Genomic DNA, 22805 nt, shown 5'->3' with positions numbered 1-22805 from the left:
GGTCCCTGCACCTGGTCGACCAGCCACAGCCGGTTCTGCGCGAACGACAACGGCACCACGTCCGGACGTTCGCCCGCGGTCAGCGGCTGTAGGCCGCGCTCACCCGCGACGCTGCGCGGAGCCAGCTGCGCGATGGTCGGTGCCTCGAACACCGCGCGGACCGGAAGATCAACGTCCAATGCGGAATTGATCGCCGCGACCAGCCGCATCGTCGACAGTGAGTCTCCGCCGAGATCGAAGAACGAATCATCGACACCGACCCGCTCGATGCCGAGCACCTGCGCGTACACACCGGCGAGGATCTCCTCGGTGAGACTGGCCGGGGCCCGGTATACGCCCGCAACGTATTCCGGTTCCGGCAGCGCGCGGGTGTCGAGCTTGCCGTTGACCGTGACGGGCAAAGCGGTCAGCCCGGCCAGACTGACTATGGCGGCCGGGACCATGTAGCCAGGCAGGCGCTGAGCCAGCGTCGCGCGCACCTGCGCCGGATCCGCGGACCCGACGACGTAACCCACCAGCCGCTTGCTGCCGGCCTGGTCCTCGCGCGTGATCACCACCGCCTGCTCGACGCCGGCCACGGCGGCCAGAGCCGAACGCACTTCGCCCAATTCGATCCGATGCCCGCGAATCTTGACCTGTTCGTCGGCGCGGCCGAGGTACCGCAGCTGCCCGTCAGGGCCCCAACTCGCCAGGTCGCCGGTCCGGTACATCCGGGTTCCCGGTGCGCCGAACGGGCACGCCATGAAACGCGTTGTGGTCAGCGCCGATCGGCCCCAGTAACCGACGCCGACACCGCGGCCCGCGACGTACAGTTCGCCGATCGCGCCGGGGCGCACAGGACGCAGCCAGGCGTCGAGCACGAACAGCGCGGCGCCCGGAACCGGCGAACCGATCGGTGGCGCACCAGAACCCGCCGCCAGTGGCGTGCTCTTGGTCACCCACATGGTCGTCTCGGTCGGACCGTAGACATTGCGCATCACACGACCAGGCGCCCACCGGTCCACCAGCTCCGGCGGACAGGCCTCGGCACCGATCAGCAGCGCCATCGATTCCAGGCCTTCCGGCGACAACACACTCACCGCGGACGGAGTCTGTGCGAGCACCGTCACGTGCTCGCGAACGAGCAAGGCATGGAACTCATCTGCGGAGCGGACCACCGCGTCGGGCACCACCACCAGGCGCCCGCCGTGCAGCAAGGCGGCCCAGATCTCCCACACCGAGAAGTCGAACGAATAGGAGTGGAACTGCGCCCACACCTGATCGGGACCGAGCTCGAATCCGAGGTCCAGCCCCGCGAAGAGTTGGGTCACGTTGCGGTGCGTGACCGCGACGCCCTTGGGCAGCCCGGTGGTTCCGGAGGTGTAGATGATGTGCGCGATGTCGTCGGGTCGAGGTCCCGAAAGTGGTGCCGCGACGTCGTTTTCGCGATCTCCGGCGGCGGCGACGTCCAGCACTGGCACGCCGAGGCCGGCGATCTCGTCGAGCAGTTCCGCGGTGGTGACGACTGCCACCGGTGCCGCGTCGGCGAACATGAACTCGACGCGGTCCGCGGGCAGCGCCGGGTCGATCGGCAGGTACGCCGCCCCGGTCTTGAGCGCCGCCAGGATCGCCATGACCGCGTCGGCCGAGCGGCCGAACACCAGGGCCACAGCCCGGCCCGGGCCCGCACCCTGGGCGGCCAACGCGTGCGCCAACCGGTCTGACGCCTCGTCCAGTTCCCGATAGGTCCACGCCGACGCGTCGTAAGTCAGCGCCACGGCATCGGGCGTGCGCGCCACCTGCTCGGCGAACAGCCCCGGAACCGTCTCGCCGGCAACGGGTTCCGCCAGGACACTCCGCCCACTCCACTGATCCACCGTGCGCTGCTCGTCCGGCTCGAGGGCAGCGAGGGCCGAGACCGCTTGTCCCGGTTCGGTGGTCATGGCCACCAGCACCGTCTGCAGCCGCTCGATCATCGCCGCGATGTCGGGCGCGCCGAACACCGTGGTGTCGTACTCGACGCGGATGGTCAGTTCACGGCCTGGCTGCGCCTGCACCGTCAGCGGATAGTGCGTGGATTCGTGAGTCGCGACATCCGTGACGGCCAGCTCGGAGTCGCTCGACAGCGCCGCGGTATCGACCGGGTAGTTCTCGAACGCGAACAGCGTGTCGAACAGCTGGTCCTGACCGGTGATGCGATGAATCTCGTTGAGCGCCAGGTGCTGATGGTCGAGGGTGTCGTTGTAGCCACCCTGCAGCTGATCGAGCAGGTCCGCCGAGGTGGTCGTCGCGGTGAGGTGGGCGCGGACCGGCACGGTGTTGATGAACAGGCCGACCATGGATTCGACGCCGGAGACTTCCACTGGCCGCCCCGACACCGTGGTGCCGAACACCACGTCGTGGCTGCCGGTCAGCCAGCACAGCAGCTGCGCGTACGCCGCCTGCAGCACGGTGTTGACGGTGGTGTGCCGTGACCGCGCCAATTCACCGACGGCCGTGGCGATTTCCGCGGGCAGCGTGACGGTCTCGACGGACCGAGGCCCCGACTCCGTGCGGCCGGTCGGCCCGACCAGCGTCGGGGTATCGATACCGCGGAGCAGCTCGCCCCAGGCGGCGGTGGCCGCGTCGTGGTCCCGGTCCGCCAGCCAGCTGACGTAGTTGCGGTACGGCGTGGCCGGCGGCAGCCGGTGGCCGTGATAGCCGGCGAAGATCTCCGCCAGCAGGATCGGCATCGACCAGCCGTCGAGCACGATGTGGTGGTTCGTCAGCACGAACCGGTACCGGTGGGCTGCGACTCGGATCAGCGCGGCGCGGAAGACCGGGCCCGTGGTCAGGTCGCACACCGCGGCACGCTCGGCCGCGCGGATGTCTGCCAGGTGCGCTTCGGAATCGAGTTCCAGGTAGCGCCAATCGGTTACGGGATCAGCCGGGATCACCTGCACTGGCTGTCCGAACCGCGGGTGGAAGCTCGCCACCAGGTGCGGGTGCCGGGCGATGACGCCGCGCACGGCATCGTGCAGCCGGTCGACGTCGATTTCCCCGGTGATCCCGATGTCCAGCTGTCCGGCATACAGGTCCTCGCCGCCCTGGGCGGTGGTGGCGTGGAAGAGCAGACCCTGCTGAACCGGGGTGAGTGGCAGCACGTCGGCGACGCCGTGGTGCTGCTCCAGCTCATCGAGCTGCTGCTGGCTGAGGCGCGCCGGCGCGATGTCCGACGGGGTGAGTCCGCCCCCACCGTCGGACACATGGGCGCAGATGCCGGACAGCGCCTCGAACCACAGCCGGCTCAGGCGGGTCACCTGTTCCTGATCGAGTGCCGACGGAGCCCAGGTCCAATTGGCGTGCAGCCGTGGGCCGTCGGGGGTTTCGATGGTTCCGGCACCCAGTTCCAAGGTGTGCATGAGCGGCATGGGGATGGCCAGCGCTGCGACGGCCGACGTGCCGTCGCCAATGCGCCAGAGGTCCTCGGAGAGTTCGGCGGTACCACCCTGGCGCCCGAGGTAGTTGAAGCCGATGGCCGGATCCGGCCCCGCGACAACCACATCCGAGTTCAGGTAGCGCAGCAGCCCGTAGGTCAGGGGATCCGGTAGCGCGCGCAGTTGCTCCTTGGCGTCCTTGATGACAGCGCCCAGCGCCGTGTCACCGGTGATCACCTGCGCCCAAGTGAGGTCCCCGAGGGTGATCGACACCGGGGACTTCGCGGTGAACCAGCCGACGGTCCGGGTCAGGTCGACGTCGGAGCCGAGTTCTTCCTGACGCCCGTGTCCCTCGACGTCGATGCCGATCGGCGCGCCGTGGGTACCGGCGAATTCGGCCAGCGCCAAGGCGAATCCGATCACCAGGATGTCGTTGATGCCGGCGTGGAACGCCGCGGGGGCGGCGCCGAGCAGCGTTGCGGTGGTCTCGGCATCCAATTCGGCCGCCAGGTGCCCCGCGGTGGCGAAGGTGTCGACCGCGGGCTGCACAGCCGGCAATACGGCCGGAGCCTGCGCCACCTGTTGCCACGTGGCGACGTGTTCGACGACGCTCGGATCCTGGGCACGCTCGACGAGGACTTCCGCCCAGCGCCGGAACGACGTGCCGCCCGCCGGCAACACCACCGGCTGACCGGCCCGGTGCTGCGCCCACGCGATGTTCAGGTCTTCCAACAGGATTCGCCACGACACCGCGTCGACGGCCACGTGGTGGATGATCACCGCGAGCTGCCGGGTGTCCGCCACCCACAGCGCGGCGAGCATCGTCCCCGCAGTCGGATTCAGCTGCGCGCGAGCCGCTGCCAGTGCAGCGTCGGACCAGGTGTCCGCGGTGTGCAAGCACTCCCGCGCGTCTACGGTGCCCGGTTCAGCCGTGGTCAGCGACCAGCCACCGGCACCGTCTTCGTCGACCCGCATCCGCAGCGTGGCGTGGCGATCCAGCAAGGCTTGCAACAGGTATGCCGCGTCGGCCTCGGTGGCAGCCGCCGGTGCTTGCACCACCACGGTCTGGTTGAACTCGTCGGTGGGCCCGTCGACACTGCGCAGCCATTCGATGATCGGGGTGGCCGGCAGTGGCCCGACGCCCGAGTCCGAATCCCCGCCTGAGGTCTCGCTGACCTCGACCACCCGGGCCAGTCGGGCGACGGTCTGCTCGACGAACAGGTCCTTGGTCCGGCAGGTCAGGCCTGCCGCCCGCGCCCGCGTGACCACCTGCATCGACGAAATGCTGTCGCCGCCAAGGTCGAAGAACGAGTCGTCGATGCCCACGCGCTCGACGCCGAGTACCGCGGCATAAATGCCGGCAAGGATCTCTTCGATCGCGTTGCCGGGCGCCCGGTAGTCGCCCGCGGCGTACTCGGGCGCCGGCAGAGCACGGATGTCGAGCTTGCCGTTGGCCGTCAACGGCAGCTCCGGGACCACGACCACAGCGGCCGGAATCATGTACGCCGGCAACCGATCTGCCAGCGCGGTACGGACTGCTGCCGGGTCGGCCGATCCGGTGAGGTAGCCGACCAGCCGCTTGTCCCCCGGCCGGTCTTCGCGGGCGACGACGGCGGCCTGCTCGACTCCGGCGAGGTCCGCCAAAGCTGCTTGGATATCGCCCAATTCGATGCGGTAGCCGCGAATCTTGACCTGATCGTCTGCTCGGCCCAGGTAATCCAGCTGACCGTCGGCGCGCCAGCGCACCAGGTCACCGGTGCGGTACATGCGGGCGCCGGGCCCGCCGAACGGGCAGGCCACGAAGCGCGAAGCGGTCAGCCCGCCGCGGCGCAGATATCCCGCGGCGATGCCGCCACCGGCCAGGTACAGCTCACCGACTACACCGATCGGCACCGGCCGCAAATGGCTGTCCAGTACGAACGTCGAGCCGTTCGGTACCGGCGAGCCGATCGGCACCGTCGGCTGCTCGGGCGTCAGTGGCGCACTGATCGCGGCGTAGATGGTGGCCTCGGTGGGACCGTACGCGTTGATCATGACGCGGCCCGGAGACCAGCGCTCGACCAGTTCGGTGGGGCATGCCTCGCCTGCGACGACGAGCGTGACCCCGTCCAGGCCCGCGGGCGAAAGTGCGCCTGCTGCAGAAGGAGTCAGGCTCAGTACGGTGACCTGCTCGGCCACCACCAGCGCGTGCAGGTCTTCCGGTGCCCGCGCGACGGACTCGGGCACGACGACCAGTCGGCCGCCGTTGAGCAGTGCGCCGAAGATCTCCCACACCGACACGTCGAACGCCAGCGAGTGCCACTGGCTCCAGACGCCCGCGGTCGGCAGGCCGGAGTCCGGGGCGCCGATCAGCTGGGTGACGTTACGGTGCATCACCGCAACGCCTTTGGGGACACCGGTGGTGCCGGAGGTGTAGATCAGGTACGCGACATCGTCTGCGGCGGGCCCGGCCAGTGCCGTGTCGGGCTGGGCGTCGGCGGGGTCATCCACATCGACGACGGCCACGTCCAGGCTGGAGACCCGGTCCGCCAGGCCACCCGTGGTGACCACCGCGACCGGCGTGGCATCGGCGAGCACGAATTCGACGCGGGAGGCCGGCAGCGCCGGATCGAGCGGCAGGTACGCCGCACCGGTCTTGAGCACCGCGAGGATCGCCACGATCGCTTCCGCGGACCGCGGAAGCAGAAGTGCCACGGTCTGTCCCGGCCCGGCTCCGTGTCGAGCGAGCAGGTGCGCAAAGCGGTTGGCTCGCTGATCGAGTTCCGCGTAGGTCAGCGTGCGGCCTTCGCAGCTCAGTGCCATGGCGTCCGGGGTCCGAGCGACCGCTGCCGTGAACCGCCCCGGAATCGTGGCATCGTCGGCGCGCCGGGTCAGTGCCGCTCGGTTGCCCATGGCGTCGATACGCGTGCGCTCGGCGTCGTCGAGCATCTCGATCGCAGACACCGGCGCAGTGGGATCGGCACTGAAGGCGGCCAGCACCCGCTGCAACCGTTCGATGAGCGTCTCGATACTGCCGGCGTCGAACACGTCGGTGCGATATTCGACCGTTCCCGCGATACCGGCCGGCGCACCGTCGTCGGTCCAGCGCTCGCCGAGCGAGAACGTCAGGTCCATGCGGGCGGTCTGGGTGTCCACCGGGACCGGCGTCACCTCCAGGTCGCCGAGGGTCAGCCCGGCACCGTGCTGTCCTTGGCCGGGCAGGTTCTGCCACGCCAGCAAGACCTGCACCAGCGGGTGGTGCGTCAGGCTGCGCGTGGGGTTGAGCCGCTCGACCAGCACCTCGAACGGCACGTCCTGGTTCTCGTATGCCGCGAGGCTGCGCTGCTGTACCTGCGCCAGCAGGTCGATGAAGGTCGGATCGCCGGTGAGGTCGACGCGCAGCACCAGGGTGTTGACGAAGAAACCGACCAGGTCGTCGAGCGCCGGGTCGGTGCGGCCCGCGATCGGGAAGCCCACGGCGACATCGGAACTCGCGCTGACCGTGGACAGCAGCAGGGCCAGCGCGGCCTGCACCATCATGAATCCGGTGGCGTTGTGCTCACGCGCCACCCCCGCGATCTGCTGCTGCAGCTCGGCCGGCCAGTCGATGGCGACGGTCGCGCCGTGCTGATCGGCCACCAGCGGGTAGGGGCGGTCGGTCGGCAGCTGCAGCCGCTCGGGCAGCCCGGCCAACGCATCCTGCCAGTAGGCGAGCTGCGTCGCGATCGGACCGTCACCATCGTGCAGATCGCCGAATTGCGCACGCTGCCACAGCGTGTAGTCGACGTACTGCACCGGCAGGTCGGACCACGGCGGTGCCTGTCCGGCACAACGGCTCGCGTAGGCGATGCCGAGGTCGCGCGCCAGCGGCGTGATCGACCAGCCGTCGGCCGCGATGTGGTGCACCGCGGCCACCAGCACGTGCTCGTCCGCGGATACCCGGAACAGGCTGGCACGCAACGGAATCTCAGTGGACACGTCAAAGGCGTAGCGCGCAGCGGTGTCCACGGCGGCGTCCAGGCGAGCGGTCGGCCAACCGGTCGCATCGGTGCTCTCCCAACCGATGTCGGCCTGGGACGCCGGCAGCACCATCTGCTGCGGCACGCCGTCCGGTGCGACGAACACGGTACGGAGCGCTTCGTGCCGGGCGACTACGTCGACCAACGCGGCGCGCAGTGCTTCGGCGTCCAATCGCCCGGCGAGCTTCAGCACCGTCGAGAGGTTGTACGTCGCGGACGGGCCCTGCAGCTGCTCGAGGAACCACAAGCGGTTCTGCGCGAACGACAACGGGATGACCGCGGGCCGTTCTCCTGCGACCAGCGGATCCCGGCGCGGCGTGGACGTCCCGATCCGCGGCGCCAGCTCGGCGATGGTGGGGGCCTCGAACACAGTGCGCACTGCCAGGTCGGTATCCAGCGCAGCATTGATCGCCGCGATCAGACGCATCGCGGCGATGCTGTCGCCACCGAGGTCGAAGAACGATTCGTCGACGCCGACGCGGCTGTGTCCCAACAGATCCGCGAAGATGCCGGCCAGGATTTCCTCGACAGCGGTCGCCGGCGCCCGATACTCGCCCGCGGCATAGTCGGGTGCGGGCAGGGCGCGGGTGTCCAGCTTGCCGTTGGCCGTCAATGGCAAACGGTCGAGCGGCACGATCGCCGCGGGCACCATGTACCCCGGGAGTCGCCCGGCCAGCTCGGCTCGCACCGCGGCCGGATCAGCGGTCCCGGTCACGTACCCGACGAGGCGCTTGTCACCGGGTCGGTCCTCGCGCGCGATCACCGCAGCCTGCTGCACACCGTCCAGCGCCGCCAAAGCTGTTTGGATATCGCCGAGTTCGATGCGGTAGCCACGGATCTTGACCTGCTCGTCAGCGCGGCCGAGATAGGTCAGCTGCCCGTCGGTACCCCAGCGCACCAGGTCGCCGGTGCGGTACATCCGCTGTCCGGGGGCCCCGAACGGGCAGGCCACGAACCGCGAGGCACTCAGTCCGGCGCGGCGCAGATAGCCGACGCCCAGCCCGGCACCGGCGACATACAGTTCGCCGATCACCCCGGGCGGCACCGGCCGCAACGAATCATCGAGCACGAACAGTGCGGCGCCGCCCACCGGCGAACCGATCGGCACCACTGCGGATTCCGCCACCGACTCTGCCGTCAGCGGCGCACTGATCGCGACGCACATCGTCGTCTCGGTCGGCCCGTAGGCGTTGACCATCACGCGGCCGCCGGTCGCCCAGCGCTGCACCACCTCCGGTGAGCAGGCCTCACCCACCGCGACGAGCGCCGCCGACTCCAGTCCGATGGGAGACAACACTGCTGCCGCTGTTGGGGTCTGGGTCAGGACGGTGACGCCTTCGGCCACCAGGGTGTGGTGCAGATCCGTCGACGACCGGGCAACATCGTCGCCGATCACCACCACCCGGCCACCGCGCAGCAGCGGGCCGAAGAGCTCCCACACCGACACGTCGAACGCCAGCGAATGCGCATGGCTCCACACCCCAGCGGCCGGCAGGCCCGCATCGAGAGTGCCGAGCAGTTGGGTCACATTGGCGTGGGTGAGCCCGACGCCCTTGGGCACACCGGTGGTGCCCGAGGTGTAGATGACATAGGCCAGCGCGTCGGCGTTCGGCAACGGCAGCGCTGAATCCGGCTGTGCCGCAGCGTCGGCGACCGAGACGACCGCTCCATTGAAACCCGACAACAGTGCCGGGTCGGTGGTGATCGCCGCGACCGGGGCGGCATCGTCGAGGACGAACTCGATCCGCGCCGACGGCCACGCCACGTCGACCGGCAGGTACGCCGCGCCCGTCTTGAGCACGCCCAGTATCGCGACGATGGCGTCGGTCGAGCGGGAAAGCAGCAGCGCGACAACTGAACCCGGTCCGACACCGTGGCTGGTCAGCAGGTGGGCCATCCGGTTCGACGCCGCATCCAGTTCCGCGTACGTCATCGACGTGCCGGCATCGGAGATCGCCACCGCGTCGGGAGCGCGACGGAGGTGGGTCGCGAACAACTCCGGAACGGACGGCTGATCAGCCCTCCGCGTCAAGACATCCCGATGACCGATCGCCTCGATCCGGGCGCGCTCGTGCGGCGTCAGCAGATCGACCGTGGACAGGGCTCGGCTGGGGTCGGCGGTCATGGCCGCCAGCACTGCCTGCATCCGGCGCACCAGCGCCTCGACACTCTCCGCATCGAAAACGTCGGTGCGGAATTCGACGATGCCGCCGATGCCGGCGGGTTCGCCTGAGGCACTCCACCGTTCGGCCAGAGAGAACGCCAGGTCCATGCGCGCCGCCTGGGTTTCCACCGGCAGCGGAGTGACCGTCAGGTCGCCCAGGGTGCGGTTGCCCGTGCTGCCCACGTGCTGCCACGGCAGGTTCTGCCAGCCGAGCATCACCTGGACCAGTGGATGGTGGGACAGGGAGCGCGCCGGGTTCAGGCGTTCGACCAGTACCTCGAAAGGCACATCCTGGTGTTCGTAGGCCGCGAGGCTGCGCGCTCGCACCTGCGCCAAGAGCTCTTCGACAGTGGGGTTTCCGGTCAGGTCGACACGCAACACCAGGGTGTTGACGAAGAAGCCCACCAGATCGTCGAGGGCAGGGTCACGCCGCCCGGCGATCGGAAAGCCAATGGCGACATCGGAACTGGCGCCGAGCTTGGCCAGCATGACCGCCAGCGCGGCCTGCACCACCATGAAGCTGGTCGCGTTGTGTTCGCGCGCCACCCGCGCGATCTGCCGCTGCAACTCGGCGGGCCAGTCCACTTCGATCGTGGCACCGCGCAGGTCGGCGACCGCCGGGTACGGGCGGTCGGTCGGCAGGTCGATCCGGTCGGGAATGCCGGCCAGGGCGTCGGCCCAGTAACCGAGCTGGGCCGCGACCTCACTGTCGGGAGCGTCGAGTTCGCCGAGTTGCCCGCGCTGCCAGAGCGTGTAGTCGACGTACTGCACAGCCAGCGGCGCCCAGCCGGGCGCTTCTCCGGCGCAGCGGCTGACGTATGCCGCGCCAAGGTCGGTCACCAGTGGCTGCAGCGACCAGCCGTCCGCAGCGATGTGATGGACCACTGCCACCAACAGGTGTTCATCGTCGGCGAGGCGGAACAGGCTGGCGCGCACGGGGATTTCGGTGGCCAGGTCGAACGCGTACTGCGCGGCGACGCGTACCGCGTCCGCTCGTTGTGCGTCGGTCCAGGCACCGGCATCGATGGCGTCCCAGCCGAGCTCGAGCTCGTCGGCGGGCACGATCACCTGCTGGGGCGTGCCGTCCGTCGCGGTGAACACGGTGCGCAGACTCTCGTGCCGGTCGACCACGTCGGCCAGCGCCGCGCGCAGCGCCTCTGCATCGAGCTGACCCTGCAGCCGCAGCATCACCGGCATGTTGTAAAGCGCTGACGCGCCCTGCAATTGGTCGACGAACCACAGCCGGTTCTGCGCGAACGACAGTGGGATGACGGCCGGCCTCTCGACCGCCACCAGCGGCTCGCGCCGCGTCGCGCCATAGCCGATCCGCGCCGCGAGCTGAGCCACGGTGGGTGCCTCGAAGACGGTCCGCACCGGCAGCTCTGCGTCGAGCGCCGCGTTGATCCCGGCGATCAACCGCATGGTGGACAACGAGTCTCCACCAAGGTCGAAGAACGAGTCGTCAACACCGACCCGTTCGACACCGAGAAGTTCGGCGTAGATGGCCGTCAGGGTTTCCTCGATCGCGCCCGACGGGGCCCGGTATCGGGTGGCGTCCTGGTAGTCCGGAGCCGGCAGCGCCCTGGTGTCCAGCTTGCCGTTGACGGTGACCGGCAGCGCCGGCACGCCGATGACAGCAGCCGGGACCATGTAGCCCGGCAGCCGATGTGCCAGCGCGGTGCGCGCCTCGGCCGGGTCTGCCGTGCCGACGATGTAACCGACCAGGCGCTTGTCCCCGGGTCGGTCTTCGCGGGCGATCACCGCCGCATGCTCGACGCCGGGCAGCTCGGCCAATGCCGAACGGACATCACCCAATTCGATGCGGTAGCCGCGGACCTTGACCTGCTCGTCGGCACGGCCGAAGTAGTCCAGCTGCCCATCGGGGCGCCACGACACCAGATCTCCGGTGCGGTACATGCGAGCGCCCGGTTCACCGAACGGGCAGGCCATGAAACGTGTTGCGGTCAGGCCAGATCGGCGCCAGTAGCCGATACCGACGCCGCGCCCGGCGAGGTACAGCTCGCCGACCACGCCCGGCGGGACGGGGCGCAGCGACTCGTCGAGCACGAAGAACGCCGCACCCGCAGTGGGGGAACCGATCGGTGGTGCGCCAGAGCCCGCGGTCAGGGGCAGGCTCTTGCACAGCCACATGGTCGTCTCGGTGGGGCCGTAAACGTTGACCATCGTGCGGCCCGGTGCCCAGCGCTCGACCATCTCGGGCGGGCAGGCCTCGGCGCCGATGACCAGGGCGGCCGCGTCCAGCCCCTCGGTGGACAACACCGCTGCGGCAGAGGGTGTTTGGGTCAGTACCGTGACTCGCTCGCGAACCAGCAGGTCGTGGAAGTCGTCAGCGGAGCGGGCTACGGCGTCGGGCACCACCACGAGCCGTCCGCCGTGCAGCAGCGCGCCCCAGATCTCCCACACCGAGAAGTCGAACGCATAGGAGTGGAACTGCGTCCACACCTGCTCCGCCGACAGCTCGATGCCGATCTCCAGGCCCTGGAACAACTGAACGACGTTGTACTGCGTGACCGCGACGCCTTTGGGCATACCGGTGGTGCCCGAGGTGTAGATCAGGTGAGCCACGTCATCGGGCGCGGGCCCGTGCGGCGGCGTGCCCGGCTGCGCCGCCATGGCCGGGTCGGCCACGTCGATGACCGTGACGCCGAATCCGTCGAACCGGTCCGCCAGATCGCCGGTGGTCACGACGGCGACCGGTGCGGCGTCGCTGAGCATGAACTCGATGCGGGCCGCCGGCAGCGCCGGATCGAACGGCAAGTATGCGGCGCCGGACTTGAGCACCGCCAGAATCGCGACGATCGCTTCAGCCGATCGCGAAAACAGCAGCGCGACAATCTGTCCCGGTCCGGCACCCTGCACGGTGAGCAGGTGCGCCAATCGGTTCGACGCCTCGTCGAGTTCCCGGTACGTCAGGGACCGGTCACCGCAGACCACCGCGACCGCGTCCGGCGTGCGGGCAACCTGCGCGGCGAACACCTCGGGCACGGTGGTCGCCGCTGCCGGCTGACCCAGCACGGCACGGTTCCCCCAGCGGTCCAGCCGGGCCTGCTCGACCTCGTCGAGCAGATCCACCGACGACAACCGCTGCGCCGGATCGGCGCTGAACGCCAACACCATTCGCTCGAATCGGCCCACGAGCGCCTGGATGCTCTCCGCGTCGAAGATGTCAGTACGGAACTCCACCATCACGTCGAGCCCGTCGGGCTCCCCGTCGCCGTCCCAGCGCTCGCCGAGCGAGAACGCCAGATCCATGCGGGCCGTCTGGGTATCCACCGTCAGCGGGGTCACCTGCAGATCGCCGAGGGCCAGCCCGGCCGCATCCCCCGCCTGCCAGGAGAAGTTCTGCCAGCCCAGCAGCACCTGGACCACTGGATGGTGGGTCAGGCTCCGGGTCGGGTTCAACCGCTCGACGAGCATCTCGAACGGGACGTCCTGGTGCTCGTACGCCGCCAGGCTCCGCCGGCGCACCTGCGCCAGGAGATCGGCGAACGTCGGGTCGCCGCCGGCGAACTCGCCCAGGTCGACCCGCAACACCAGGGTGTTGACGAAGAAGCCGACCAGTTCGTCGAGAGCGGCGTCACGCCGGCCCGCGATCGGGAAGCCCACCGCCACATCGGAAGTCGAGCTGATCCGCGCCAGCAGCGCGGCGAACGCCGCCTGGATCACCATGAAGCTGGTGGCGTTGTGCTCACGGGCGACGCGGCGGATCTGCTGCTGCAGGGCGACCGGCCACTGCACGGTCACCCGGGCGCCGTGGTGGTCGGCCGTCGGCGGATACGGACGGTCGGTGGGCAGGTCGAGGCGCTCGGGCAGTCCGGTCAGGGTCTCCTGCCAGAAGTCCAGCTGCGCGGCGATCGGGCCGTCCGCGTCATCGAGTTCGCCGAATTGCGCACGCTGCCACAGCGTGTAGTCGACGTACTGCACCGGCAGCGGCGACCAGTCCGGGGCCCGACCCGCACACCGGCTGGCATAGGCCAACCCGAGATCGCGCACCAGCGGGGTGACCGACGAGCCGTCCGCGGCGATGTGATGCACCACGATGACCAGGACGTGGTTGTCGTCGGTGGCGCGGAAGAGCTTGGCGTGGAACGGGATCTGCGTGGACAGGTCGAAGGTGTGCCGGGCCGCCGCGGTCACCGCGTCGTCCAGCTCGCGTGCCGGCCAGCCGCCGGCGTCGATGGTCTGCCACCCGATATCGGCCTGGCCCGCCGGAATGATCACCTGCTCGGCGGTGCCCTCCGGGGCCACGAACAACGTTCGCAGGCTTTCGTGTCGGGCCACCACATCGGCCAGTGCCCGGCCCAGCGCGTCGGTGTCGAGGCGGCCGCGCAGCCGCAGGGCCACGGCCAGGTTGTAGATGGCCGACGGTCCCTGCAACTGGTCGAAGAACCACAGCCGGTTCTGGGCGAACGACAAGGGCAGTGCGGTCGGCCGCGCATCGGTCGGGACAGCCACCAGCGGCGCCAGCCGCGTCGCGTCCCCGCCGATCCGCGGCGCCAGCTGCGCCACGGTGGGTGCCTCGAAGAGTGCGCGTACCGAAAGGTCCACGGCCAAGCTCGAATTGACGGCACCGATCAGCCGCATCGCCGACAGCGAGTCGCCACCCAGGTCGAAGAACGAGTCGTCCACGCCGACGCGCTGCACACCCAGCACCTGGGCGTAGATGTCGGCGAGGATCTCTTCCACCACGCCGGCCGGAGCCCGGTAGCCGTCGGTGTCCGTGTACTCGGGCGCCGGCAGCGCCTTGCGGTCGAGCTTGCCCGATGTCGTCAGTGGCATCTCGTCGAGCACCACGATGTGCTGCGGCACCATGTAGTCGGGGAGCCACGCGCTCAGCCGGTTCCGGACGGCGCTGATCTTCGTGCTGCTGTGCGGCTCGTTGGCGTGGACCCCGGGGTATGCGTGCGGACGATACAAGTCCGTCAGCGACACCCCTGCCGAACCAGCATCGCCCGGGCTGACGAAGACGGCGTCGACACAGCCGGGCTCAGCACCCCAGGTGACGGCGACCTGGTATCCCGCGTCCTCACCGACGCGGTGCAGTTCTTCCGTTGTGGTCTCGGCGGTTTCGGCGTCCACCCGGATGCCGGCGAGTTCCTGTTCCAGCCGGACGTCGATGCGCACTCCCGCGCGAGGAATGCCGGCGACGCGGACCGCCTCCGGCCGCAGGCCGGTCAACCGCTGCTGCAGCCCGGCCAGGTCGGCGCATTCGCCCCACATCCAGGTGGGGATGTCGGCGACCGAACGGCCGGCGGCGGGCGCCTTGTGGATGGTGACGTCGTAGCGGTATCGGTTGAGCTCGTTGTCCGCGGTGCCACGTTTGATCCGGATACCAAGCCCGACAGCCGATTCCCGCCGCGCCGCCCAGGTCGTGAAGAATTCCGGCGCGAGGAGCAGTTCGGCTTCACCGAGCACGGCATGCTCGACGCGCTGGCGCAGGACCGCGGCATCGGTCTCGCCCTCACTACGGGCCACCACGATGGCGGTCTGGAAAGCGTTCTGCAGACTGTGATTACGGATGTCGCCGAGGAACAGGGTGCCGCCTGGCGCCAACAGTTCCACCGCTTTGTCGATGACCTCGGTCAGGTAGGCCGCATTGGGGAAGTACTGGACCACCGAGTTCACGATGATGGTGTCGAAATGACCACGAGGCAGCCCGTCGGTGATGTGCGCAGCCCGGGCCATGAACTCGACCCGGTCGCGCCACGGAATCTGCAACTGCTGCAACGAATGTGCCAATTTGTCGACCGCAGCCGACGACACATCAGTGGCGACATACTGCTCGCAGTGCGGCGCGATCTGGGACAGGATCAGGCCGGAGCCGGCGCCGATCTCGAGTACCCGCCGCGGATGCAGCGCCATGATGCGGTCGATCGTGGCGGCCCGCCATTGCTGCATCTCGACGAGCGGAATCGGCTCGCCGGTGTAGCTGCTGTTCCAGCCCCGGAAGTCCGAACCGAACTCGGGCGCTTCACCTTCCGCGTCGGCGGCGGCGTACAGCTCGTCGTAGATGTCCTGCCATTCCCCGACGATCTCGGCGTCATGTTCGGTGTCGCGTTTGCCGTCGGTAGCGTGTTCGAAGGTGAGGTAGCCGACCAGTTGGGCGCCGCCGGTGCCGTGGTGCACGGTGGCCGCGGCCTGACTGACCTGCGGGCAGGCCAGCAGCGCACTTTCGATCTCGCCGAGTTCGATGCGCTGACCGCGCAGTTTGATCTGGGTGTCGGCCCGGCCCAGGTAATCCAGTGTGCCGTCGGCGTTCCAGCGCGCCAGATCGCCGGTGCGGTACATGCGGTTGCCGGAATCATCCGGCCCACCATGGGGATTCGCGACGAACCGTTCGGCGCTCAGGGTGGGTCGGCCGACGTAGCCGAGCGCCACCGCTGGGCCGGCGAGGTACAGCTCGCCGGTGACACCCGGCGGCACGAGGTTGAGCTGTGCGTCGAGCACCAGGGTCCGGGTACCCGCGATCGGCGTCCCGATGTTCACCTGCCGGCCCGGCAGCAGCGGGGTGCCGGTGGCCCAGATGGTGGACTCGCTAGGCCCGTAGGCGTTGAACATGCTGCGACCTGGCGCCCAGGCGTGCACCAGTTCGTCGGGGCAGGCCTCACCGCCGGTGATCAACGTCGTCAGGCCGTCGAGCCGCGTGCGGTCCAGGGACGCCACCACCGTCGGGGTGAGCAGTGTCGCGCTGACCCGCTGCCGTTGCATCAGGTCGACGAGCGCCTCGCCGGCGTACACGTCCCGCGGTGCCACCACCAGCGCGCCTGCCGCGCCCGTCGCCATCAGCATCTCGAACAGGGACGCGTCGAAGGTCGGCGCCGCGACCATCAGCACGCGGTCGTCGGTGGCCAAGCCGTACGAGTCACGCTGTGCCGCAGCCGCTCCCAGCAAGCCGGCGTGGCTGACGGCGACGCCCTTGGGCTCGCCTGTGGAGCCCGACGTGAAGATGACGTAGGCGGTGTTGTCGACCGTCAGCGGCAGTGCGCGGTCGGCGTCGGTGATCGGTTCGGCACGGTAGCCGGACAGGTCGACGTCCGCCCGGATCACCGGGCGCGCGCCCGCGCCACCGACCTGGTCGACGTCTCGCGTGAGAACGCAGGTGGCGGCGACCGAATCCAGCACCGTGGCAATGCGTTCGACGGGATGGGTGCGGTCCACCGGCACGTACACGCCGCCGGCCTTGAGCACGGCCCACCACGCCACCACCAGGTCGGCGCACCGATCCATGGCCACGCCCACCGCGCGTTCCGGACCGACACCGTGGTCGATGAGCAAGCGCGCCAAGCGATTCGAGGCTTCGTCGAGTTCGCAGTACGACATCTCGCGTGCCCCGTCGACGACGGCGACGGCGGCCGGATCGACCGCGACGGCAGCGGCCAGCAGCTCGGGCCCGAGTCCGACCGGTGCCCGGGTCCCGGCCCCGGACCAGTGCAGCAACCGGTCCTGCTCGGCCGCGTCGAGCAGGTTGATGGACAACAGCTTCCGCGTCGGATCCTCGGTCATCGCGACCAACAGCCGGCGCAACCTGCCGATCATCGCCTCGATGCCGGCCTCGGTGAACACCTCGGTGTCGTATTCGATGTGCAGCCCGAGCTCATCGCCCGGGAACGCCTCGACCGTCAGCGGGTAGTGGTTGAACTCCCGGTTCGCGAACGACGAGATCGTCAGCTCGGCACCATCTTCACCGCCGACCGACACCCCGGCTTCGACCGGATAGTTCTCGTACACGAACAACGTGTCGAAGAGTTGGTCGTGACCGGCGACGCGGTGAATCTCGCCCAGCGCCAGGTGCTGATGATCGAGTGTCTCGTTGTGCGCGGTCTGCAGCTGATCGAGCAGGCCGGTCACCGTGGTACCCGCGGCGAGGTTGGCGCGGACCGGCACGGTGTTGATCAGCAGGCCCACCATCGATTCGGTGTCGCCCATGTCCAGCTGACCGAGCCGGGACCGCGCGGTGCCGAATGCCACGTCCTGCTTGCCCGTCAGCGACGTCAACAGCACGGCCCAGGCCCCTTGCAGCACAGTGCTGACGGTGGTCTGGCAGGAACGCGCCAGCTCCCCGAGTGCGCGAGTGGTCTCTGCCGGAATCTCGAACGACGCAAAGCCGCGCCCGCCCCGCCCCAGCCGGTCCTGCAGCCGGTCCTGTGGGCCCACCAGCGTCGGCGTATCGAAGCCCGCCAGCACGGCGCCCCACGCCGCACGTGCCGCATCCAGGTCCCGATCGGCGAGCCAGGTGATGAACTTCCGGTACGACGCCGCCGGCGGCAACCGGTGCCCGGCATAACCGGCGAAGATCTCACGCAGCAGGATCGGCAGTGACCAGCCGTCGAGCACGATGTGGTGGTTGGTCAGCACGAAACGGTGCCGGTCCTCGGCGATGCGGATCAGCAGGGCCCGGAACGGCGGCTCACCGGCGAGATCGCCGACGGCGATGCGTTCAGCGGCACACAGCCGTTGAATCTCGTCTTCCTCGAACGCCCCAGTCACGCCGAAATCGAGGAACTTCCAAGAGATTTCGGGTTCGGTCAGGATCACCTGAACCGGCTCGTCGAACTGCTGGCAGAACGTGGCCGCCAGGTGCGGATGCCGGTTGACCGTGCGTTGCACCGCATCGCGGAGTCGCTGTGGATCCAGTGCACCAGTCAGCGTGAAATCGAGCTGTACCGAATACATTTCGGCCGCGACGTCAGCCCGCTCATGCGCGGTGCTGCTGTGGAACAACAGGCCCTGCTGCAACGGCGTCAGCGGCAGGATGTCGGCGACGCGGTACTGCTGCTGCAACTGGTCGATCTGCTGCTGGCCCAGGCGCGCAGGTGCGATATCCGACGGTGTCAGCCCGCCACCACCGACCCGCACGTGTGCGCAGATGCCCGCCAGCGCCTCGAACCACAGCCGGCTCAACCGGTTCAGCTGGGCGTCGTCGAGGACGGACGTCGCCCACGTCCAATCGGCCTGCAGTTGCGGACCGGCATCGGTGTCGACGGTTCCGGCGTTCAGCTCCACGGTATGGAACAGCGGCAGCGGTGCCGCGGCGCCGGCCAGGGACAGTTCGTCCCGCCCCAGCCGCCACAGCTCGTCGATCCCGGCGATCTGCGGGAAGCCAAGGCGCCCCAGATAATTGAACCCGATGCTCGGATCGGCGCCGTCCAGATCGATGTCGTCGTTCAGGTACCGCAGCACGCCGTAGGTCAGACCGGCGGGCTGGGCCCGGAGCTGTTCTTTGGCCGCTTTGACAACTGCGCCGAGCGCTTCGTCGCCCGCGATGATCTGCGTCCAGGTCAGCTGACCCATCGAGAGCGCCACCGGGTACTTGGCGGTGAACCAGCCCACGGTCCGCGACAGGTCGACGTCGGCCGCGATGTCTTCGTCACGCCCGTGGCTTTCGACGTCGATGCCGATGGGGGCGCCGGTGCTGCCCAGGAATTCCGCAACCGCGAGGGCGAACCCGATCAGCAGAATGTCTTGCACCCCAGCGTGAAATGCCGCCGGGACCTCGCCGAGGAGCGCATGCGTGTGGTCGGCGTCCAGGGTGACCGACAACTGGCCCGCGGTGGCGTAGGTGTCCGCAGCATGGTCCGCCGCCGGTAAGGCCGCGGGTACCGAAGCGACGTGGCGCCAGGCCGCCGCCTGCGCCAGCACGTCCGGCTGGTGCGCGTGCTCGGTGAGCAGCGCGGCCCACTTCTGGAATGACGTTCCGGTCGTCGCCAGCTCCACAGGCTGGCCGGCGCGGTGCTGAGCCCACGCGATATTGAGGTCTTCCAGCAGGATTCGCCACGACACCCCGTCGACCGCGAGGTGGTGCACGATCAGCACCAGCTGTCCGGTGGCGCCGACCCACAAGCCGCTCACCATCAGCCCGACATTCGGGTTCAGCCGGGTACGCGCCGCAGCCACCGCTGCTTCGGACAGCTCATCGACCTCGATGACGCACTCATGGGCAGCGACCGAACCGGATTCGGGTACCTCCAGGGTCCCATCGGCGCCGACGCACAGCCGCAGCATCGCGTGCCGATTCAGCAAGGCCTGAAACAACATCACCGCGTCGGCCGCGGTGGCGCCATGCGGCGCCTGCAACACCAAGGTCTGGTTGAACTGGTCGACCGGGCCCTCGACACCAGTGAGCCACCGCATGATCGGGGCGGTCTGTACCCGTCCGATACCTTCGTCGACCACATCATCCGCGCCATCGGTGACGGTCACCGTCTGCGCCAGGCGCGCCACCGTCTGCTCGACGAACACGTCACGCGGGCGGCACGCCAGACCGGCGGCCCGAGCCCGCGCCGCCACCTGCATCGCGAGGATGCTGTCGCCGCCCAATTCGAAGAACGAGTCGTCGACGCTGACGGCTGCCGATTCCAGGCCGAGGATCTCGGCGTAGATGGCGGCCAGGATCTCCTCGACCGGGCTGTCGGGCGCACGGTAGTCGTCGCCCGTGTACTCAGGGGCCGGCAGGCTGCGGGTATCGAGCTTGCCGCTGGTGGTCAGCGGCAGTTCGGGCAGCGCCACCACCGCGGCGGGGACCAGGTACGCCGGCAGCCGATCCGCCAGGGCGGCCCGCACTTCGACCGGATCGACGGTGCCGGTGACGTAGCCGACGAGGCGCTTGTCGCCGGGACGATCCTCTCGGACGATCACTGCCGCCTGCACGACGCCGTCGAGCGCCGCCAAAGCTGTTTGTACCTCGCCCAATTCGATGCGGTAGCCACGAATCTTGACCTGCGCATCAGCGCGGCCGACGTACCGCAGCTGGCCGTCGTCGCCCCAGTACACCAGGTCTCCAGTGCGGTACATGCGCTCGCCGGGCTTACCGAACGGGCATGGCACAAAGCGGGATCCGGTCAATGCGGTCCGGTGCAGGTACCCGACACCGACGCCGCCGCCGGCCACATACAGTTCGCCGACGACGCCGGGCTGCACCGGCTGCATCCAGCCGTCCAACACGAACAGGGCCGCGCCGCTCGGTGGCGATCCGATCGGCGCCGCGCCGCCGCCGGCCGCCAGCGGCGCACTGATCGCCGCGTAGATGGTGGTCTCGGTCGGGCCGTAGCCGTTGACCATCACGCGCGCGGGGGCCCACTGGTCGACCACCTCGGCCGGGCACGCCTCGCCGCCCATCACCAGAGCGCACGACTCGAGGCCCGTCATGTCCAATATGCCGATGGCAGAAGGGGTTTGGGTGAGGACCGTGACCTTTTCGGCGATCAGGAAGTCATGGAACTCGGCCGGATCAGCGGACACCGACTCGGGCACCACCACCAGTCGGCCGCCGCGCAGCAGCGCGGAGAAGATCTCCCACACCGAGAAATCGAAGGCGTACGAATGCCAATGGGACCAGGCCTGCTCGGACGGCAGGCCGGCGTCCTGCGACGCGATCAGCTGGGTCAGGTTCTGATGGGCGATCGCAACGCCCTTCGGCGTGCCGGTTGTTCCCGAGGTGTAGATGACATAAGCGACATCGTCGGGCTCGGGCCCGGCCGCGGCCGGCCAGTCGTCGGTCTCGTCGAATGCGTCGCGCTCTCGCGCATCGACGACGATGCCGTCGAACCCGTCGAACCGGTCTGCCAGCGTAGCGGTGGTGACGGCCGCGAACGGCTGAGAGTCGTCCAGCATGAAGGTGATTCGGGACGCCGGCAGCGCCGGGTCGATCGGCAGATATGCCGCACCGGTCTTGAGCACGCCCAGGATCGTCACGATGGCCTCGGTGGAACGCGGCAGCATCACCGCCACGCGCCGACCCGGACCCGCGCCGCGGTCGGCAAGCAGCTGAGCCATCCGGTTCGACGCGCGGTCGAGTTCCCGGTAGGTCAGCGCCCGTCCGTCGCCGCTGAGCGCGACCGCCTCGGGCACGCGAGCCACCTGATCGGCGAACAGCGCCGGAATCGATGCCGGCGGGTCCGTCTCGGTGGCGAGCGTCGCCCAGTTTCCGAGTTCAGCCAGCCGTTCCTCGGCCGGTGCACCCAGCACCGGCAACGACGAGAGGCGCTGAGCTGGATCTGCCGTCATCGCGGTCAGCACCCGGTCCAGCTGGTCCGCCAATTCGACGACGTCGAGCTGGCGGGTGCCGAACGTCGTGACGGACAGCTCGTCGCCCGTGCCCGAGAACGCGAGTCCGGAGCCTCGCCCAAGACCTGAGATCAGTTGCGCTGCCGCGGTGGCCTCGCCCAGCGGCACGGTGAACCCCGACGGCAGAAAGTCCACCACGATCCGGTCGGCGCCCACGCCGTGCATCTTGCGTTCGAGGGCCTGTACCGGAAATCGCTGATGGCGCACCGCTTCTCGGGTGCGAGTGTGTACATGCGCACAGAACTCGGCGACGGTGGCATCGGGGGAAACCTGCAGGACCAGCGGCACCACCCCGGCGACCATGCCGGGCAACGTCTTCGACACCTGCAGCACGCGCCGGGTCACCGGTAGGTCCAGCACCACCTCGTGGCCGTCAGCTGACCGGCCACGCAGGACCAGCGCGCAGGCGGCGATGAGCACCGTCGACCGGCGCACATCCCAGGCCTCGCACAGTTGTTCCACCTGAGCCAACAGTGCAGGGGCGAGCTGGATCGGCTCCGACGAGCCGTCCTCGGCATCCGCCGCGTCGCCGAGCCGGAGCTCACGGGTGGGCTCTGCCGGCAGGTTCGCCGTCCAGTACGCCTCGTCCTCGGCGTAGTCCGCGGAGGCTTCGTACGCTGCTTCACAGTCGAGCAGATCCCGCAGCGAACTGAAGTACGACGGCTGAATCGCCACGCCCGCAACGGTTTCCGAGTATACGGCGGCGATCCGCTGCAGGACCAGCGCCAGTCCGATGCCGTCGGCGACGATGTGGTGGCAGCACGCGAAGAAGAACGATTCGGCCGGACCGGCCTGGAAGTACGCGAAACGCAGCAGCAGGCCGTCGAGCGGCATGGGGGTGCGCTGCAGCGCCGAGGACATGGCGCGCGCCTCGACCATCGGCTGGTCGGCGTGGGTCAGATCGACGAAAGCCACATCGAAATCGGCGGCATCGAGGACCCGCTGGCGGACCTGACCATCGGTCTCCGAGAAAGTCGCCAGTACCGGATCGGCTTCCCCGACGACGCGACGGATCGCCTGCTCGAACAGCCCAAAATCGACTGGTCCATCAATCTTTGCGAAGATGCCGAGTTGCCACTCCGCAGCCGATTGACCCGTTTCCTGCGCGAGCCAGATATCCAACTGCCCACGCGTGACCGGCCACGACGAATCGCCGAGATCCAT

Annotated in this window: 1 protein-coding gene (only partly in view); it reads right to left on the bottom strand. The window is 69.1% G+C overall.

The window, feature by feature from the left end; translation table 11 throughout:
* Positions 1-22805 carry the 5' portion of a non-ribosomal peptide synthase/polyketide synthase gene (locus ACNO8X_RS05430; RefSeq protein ID WP_418004477.1) on the bottom strand. It extends 8182 nt beyond the left edge of the window, so 22805 of the gene's 30987 nt are visible here — the first part of the coding sequence; the start codon lies at positions 22803-22805; its stop codon lies beyond the left edge, outside the window.

Source organism: Mycobacterium sp. PDNC021 (assembly GCF_048282635.1).
Lineage (GTDB): Bacteria > Actinomycetota > Actinomycetes > Mycobacteriales > Mycobacteriaceae > Mycobacterium > Mycobacterium llatzerense.
Note: the sequence above shows the minus strand (reverse complement) of the source record. Positions and strands in the feature narration are given on the sequence as shown.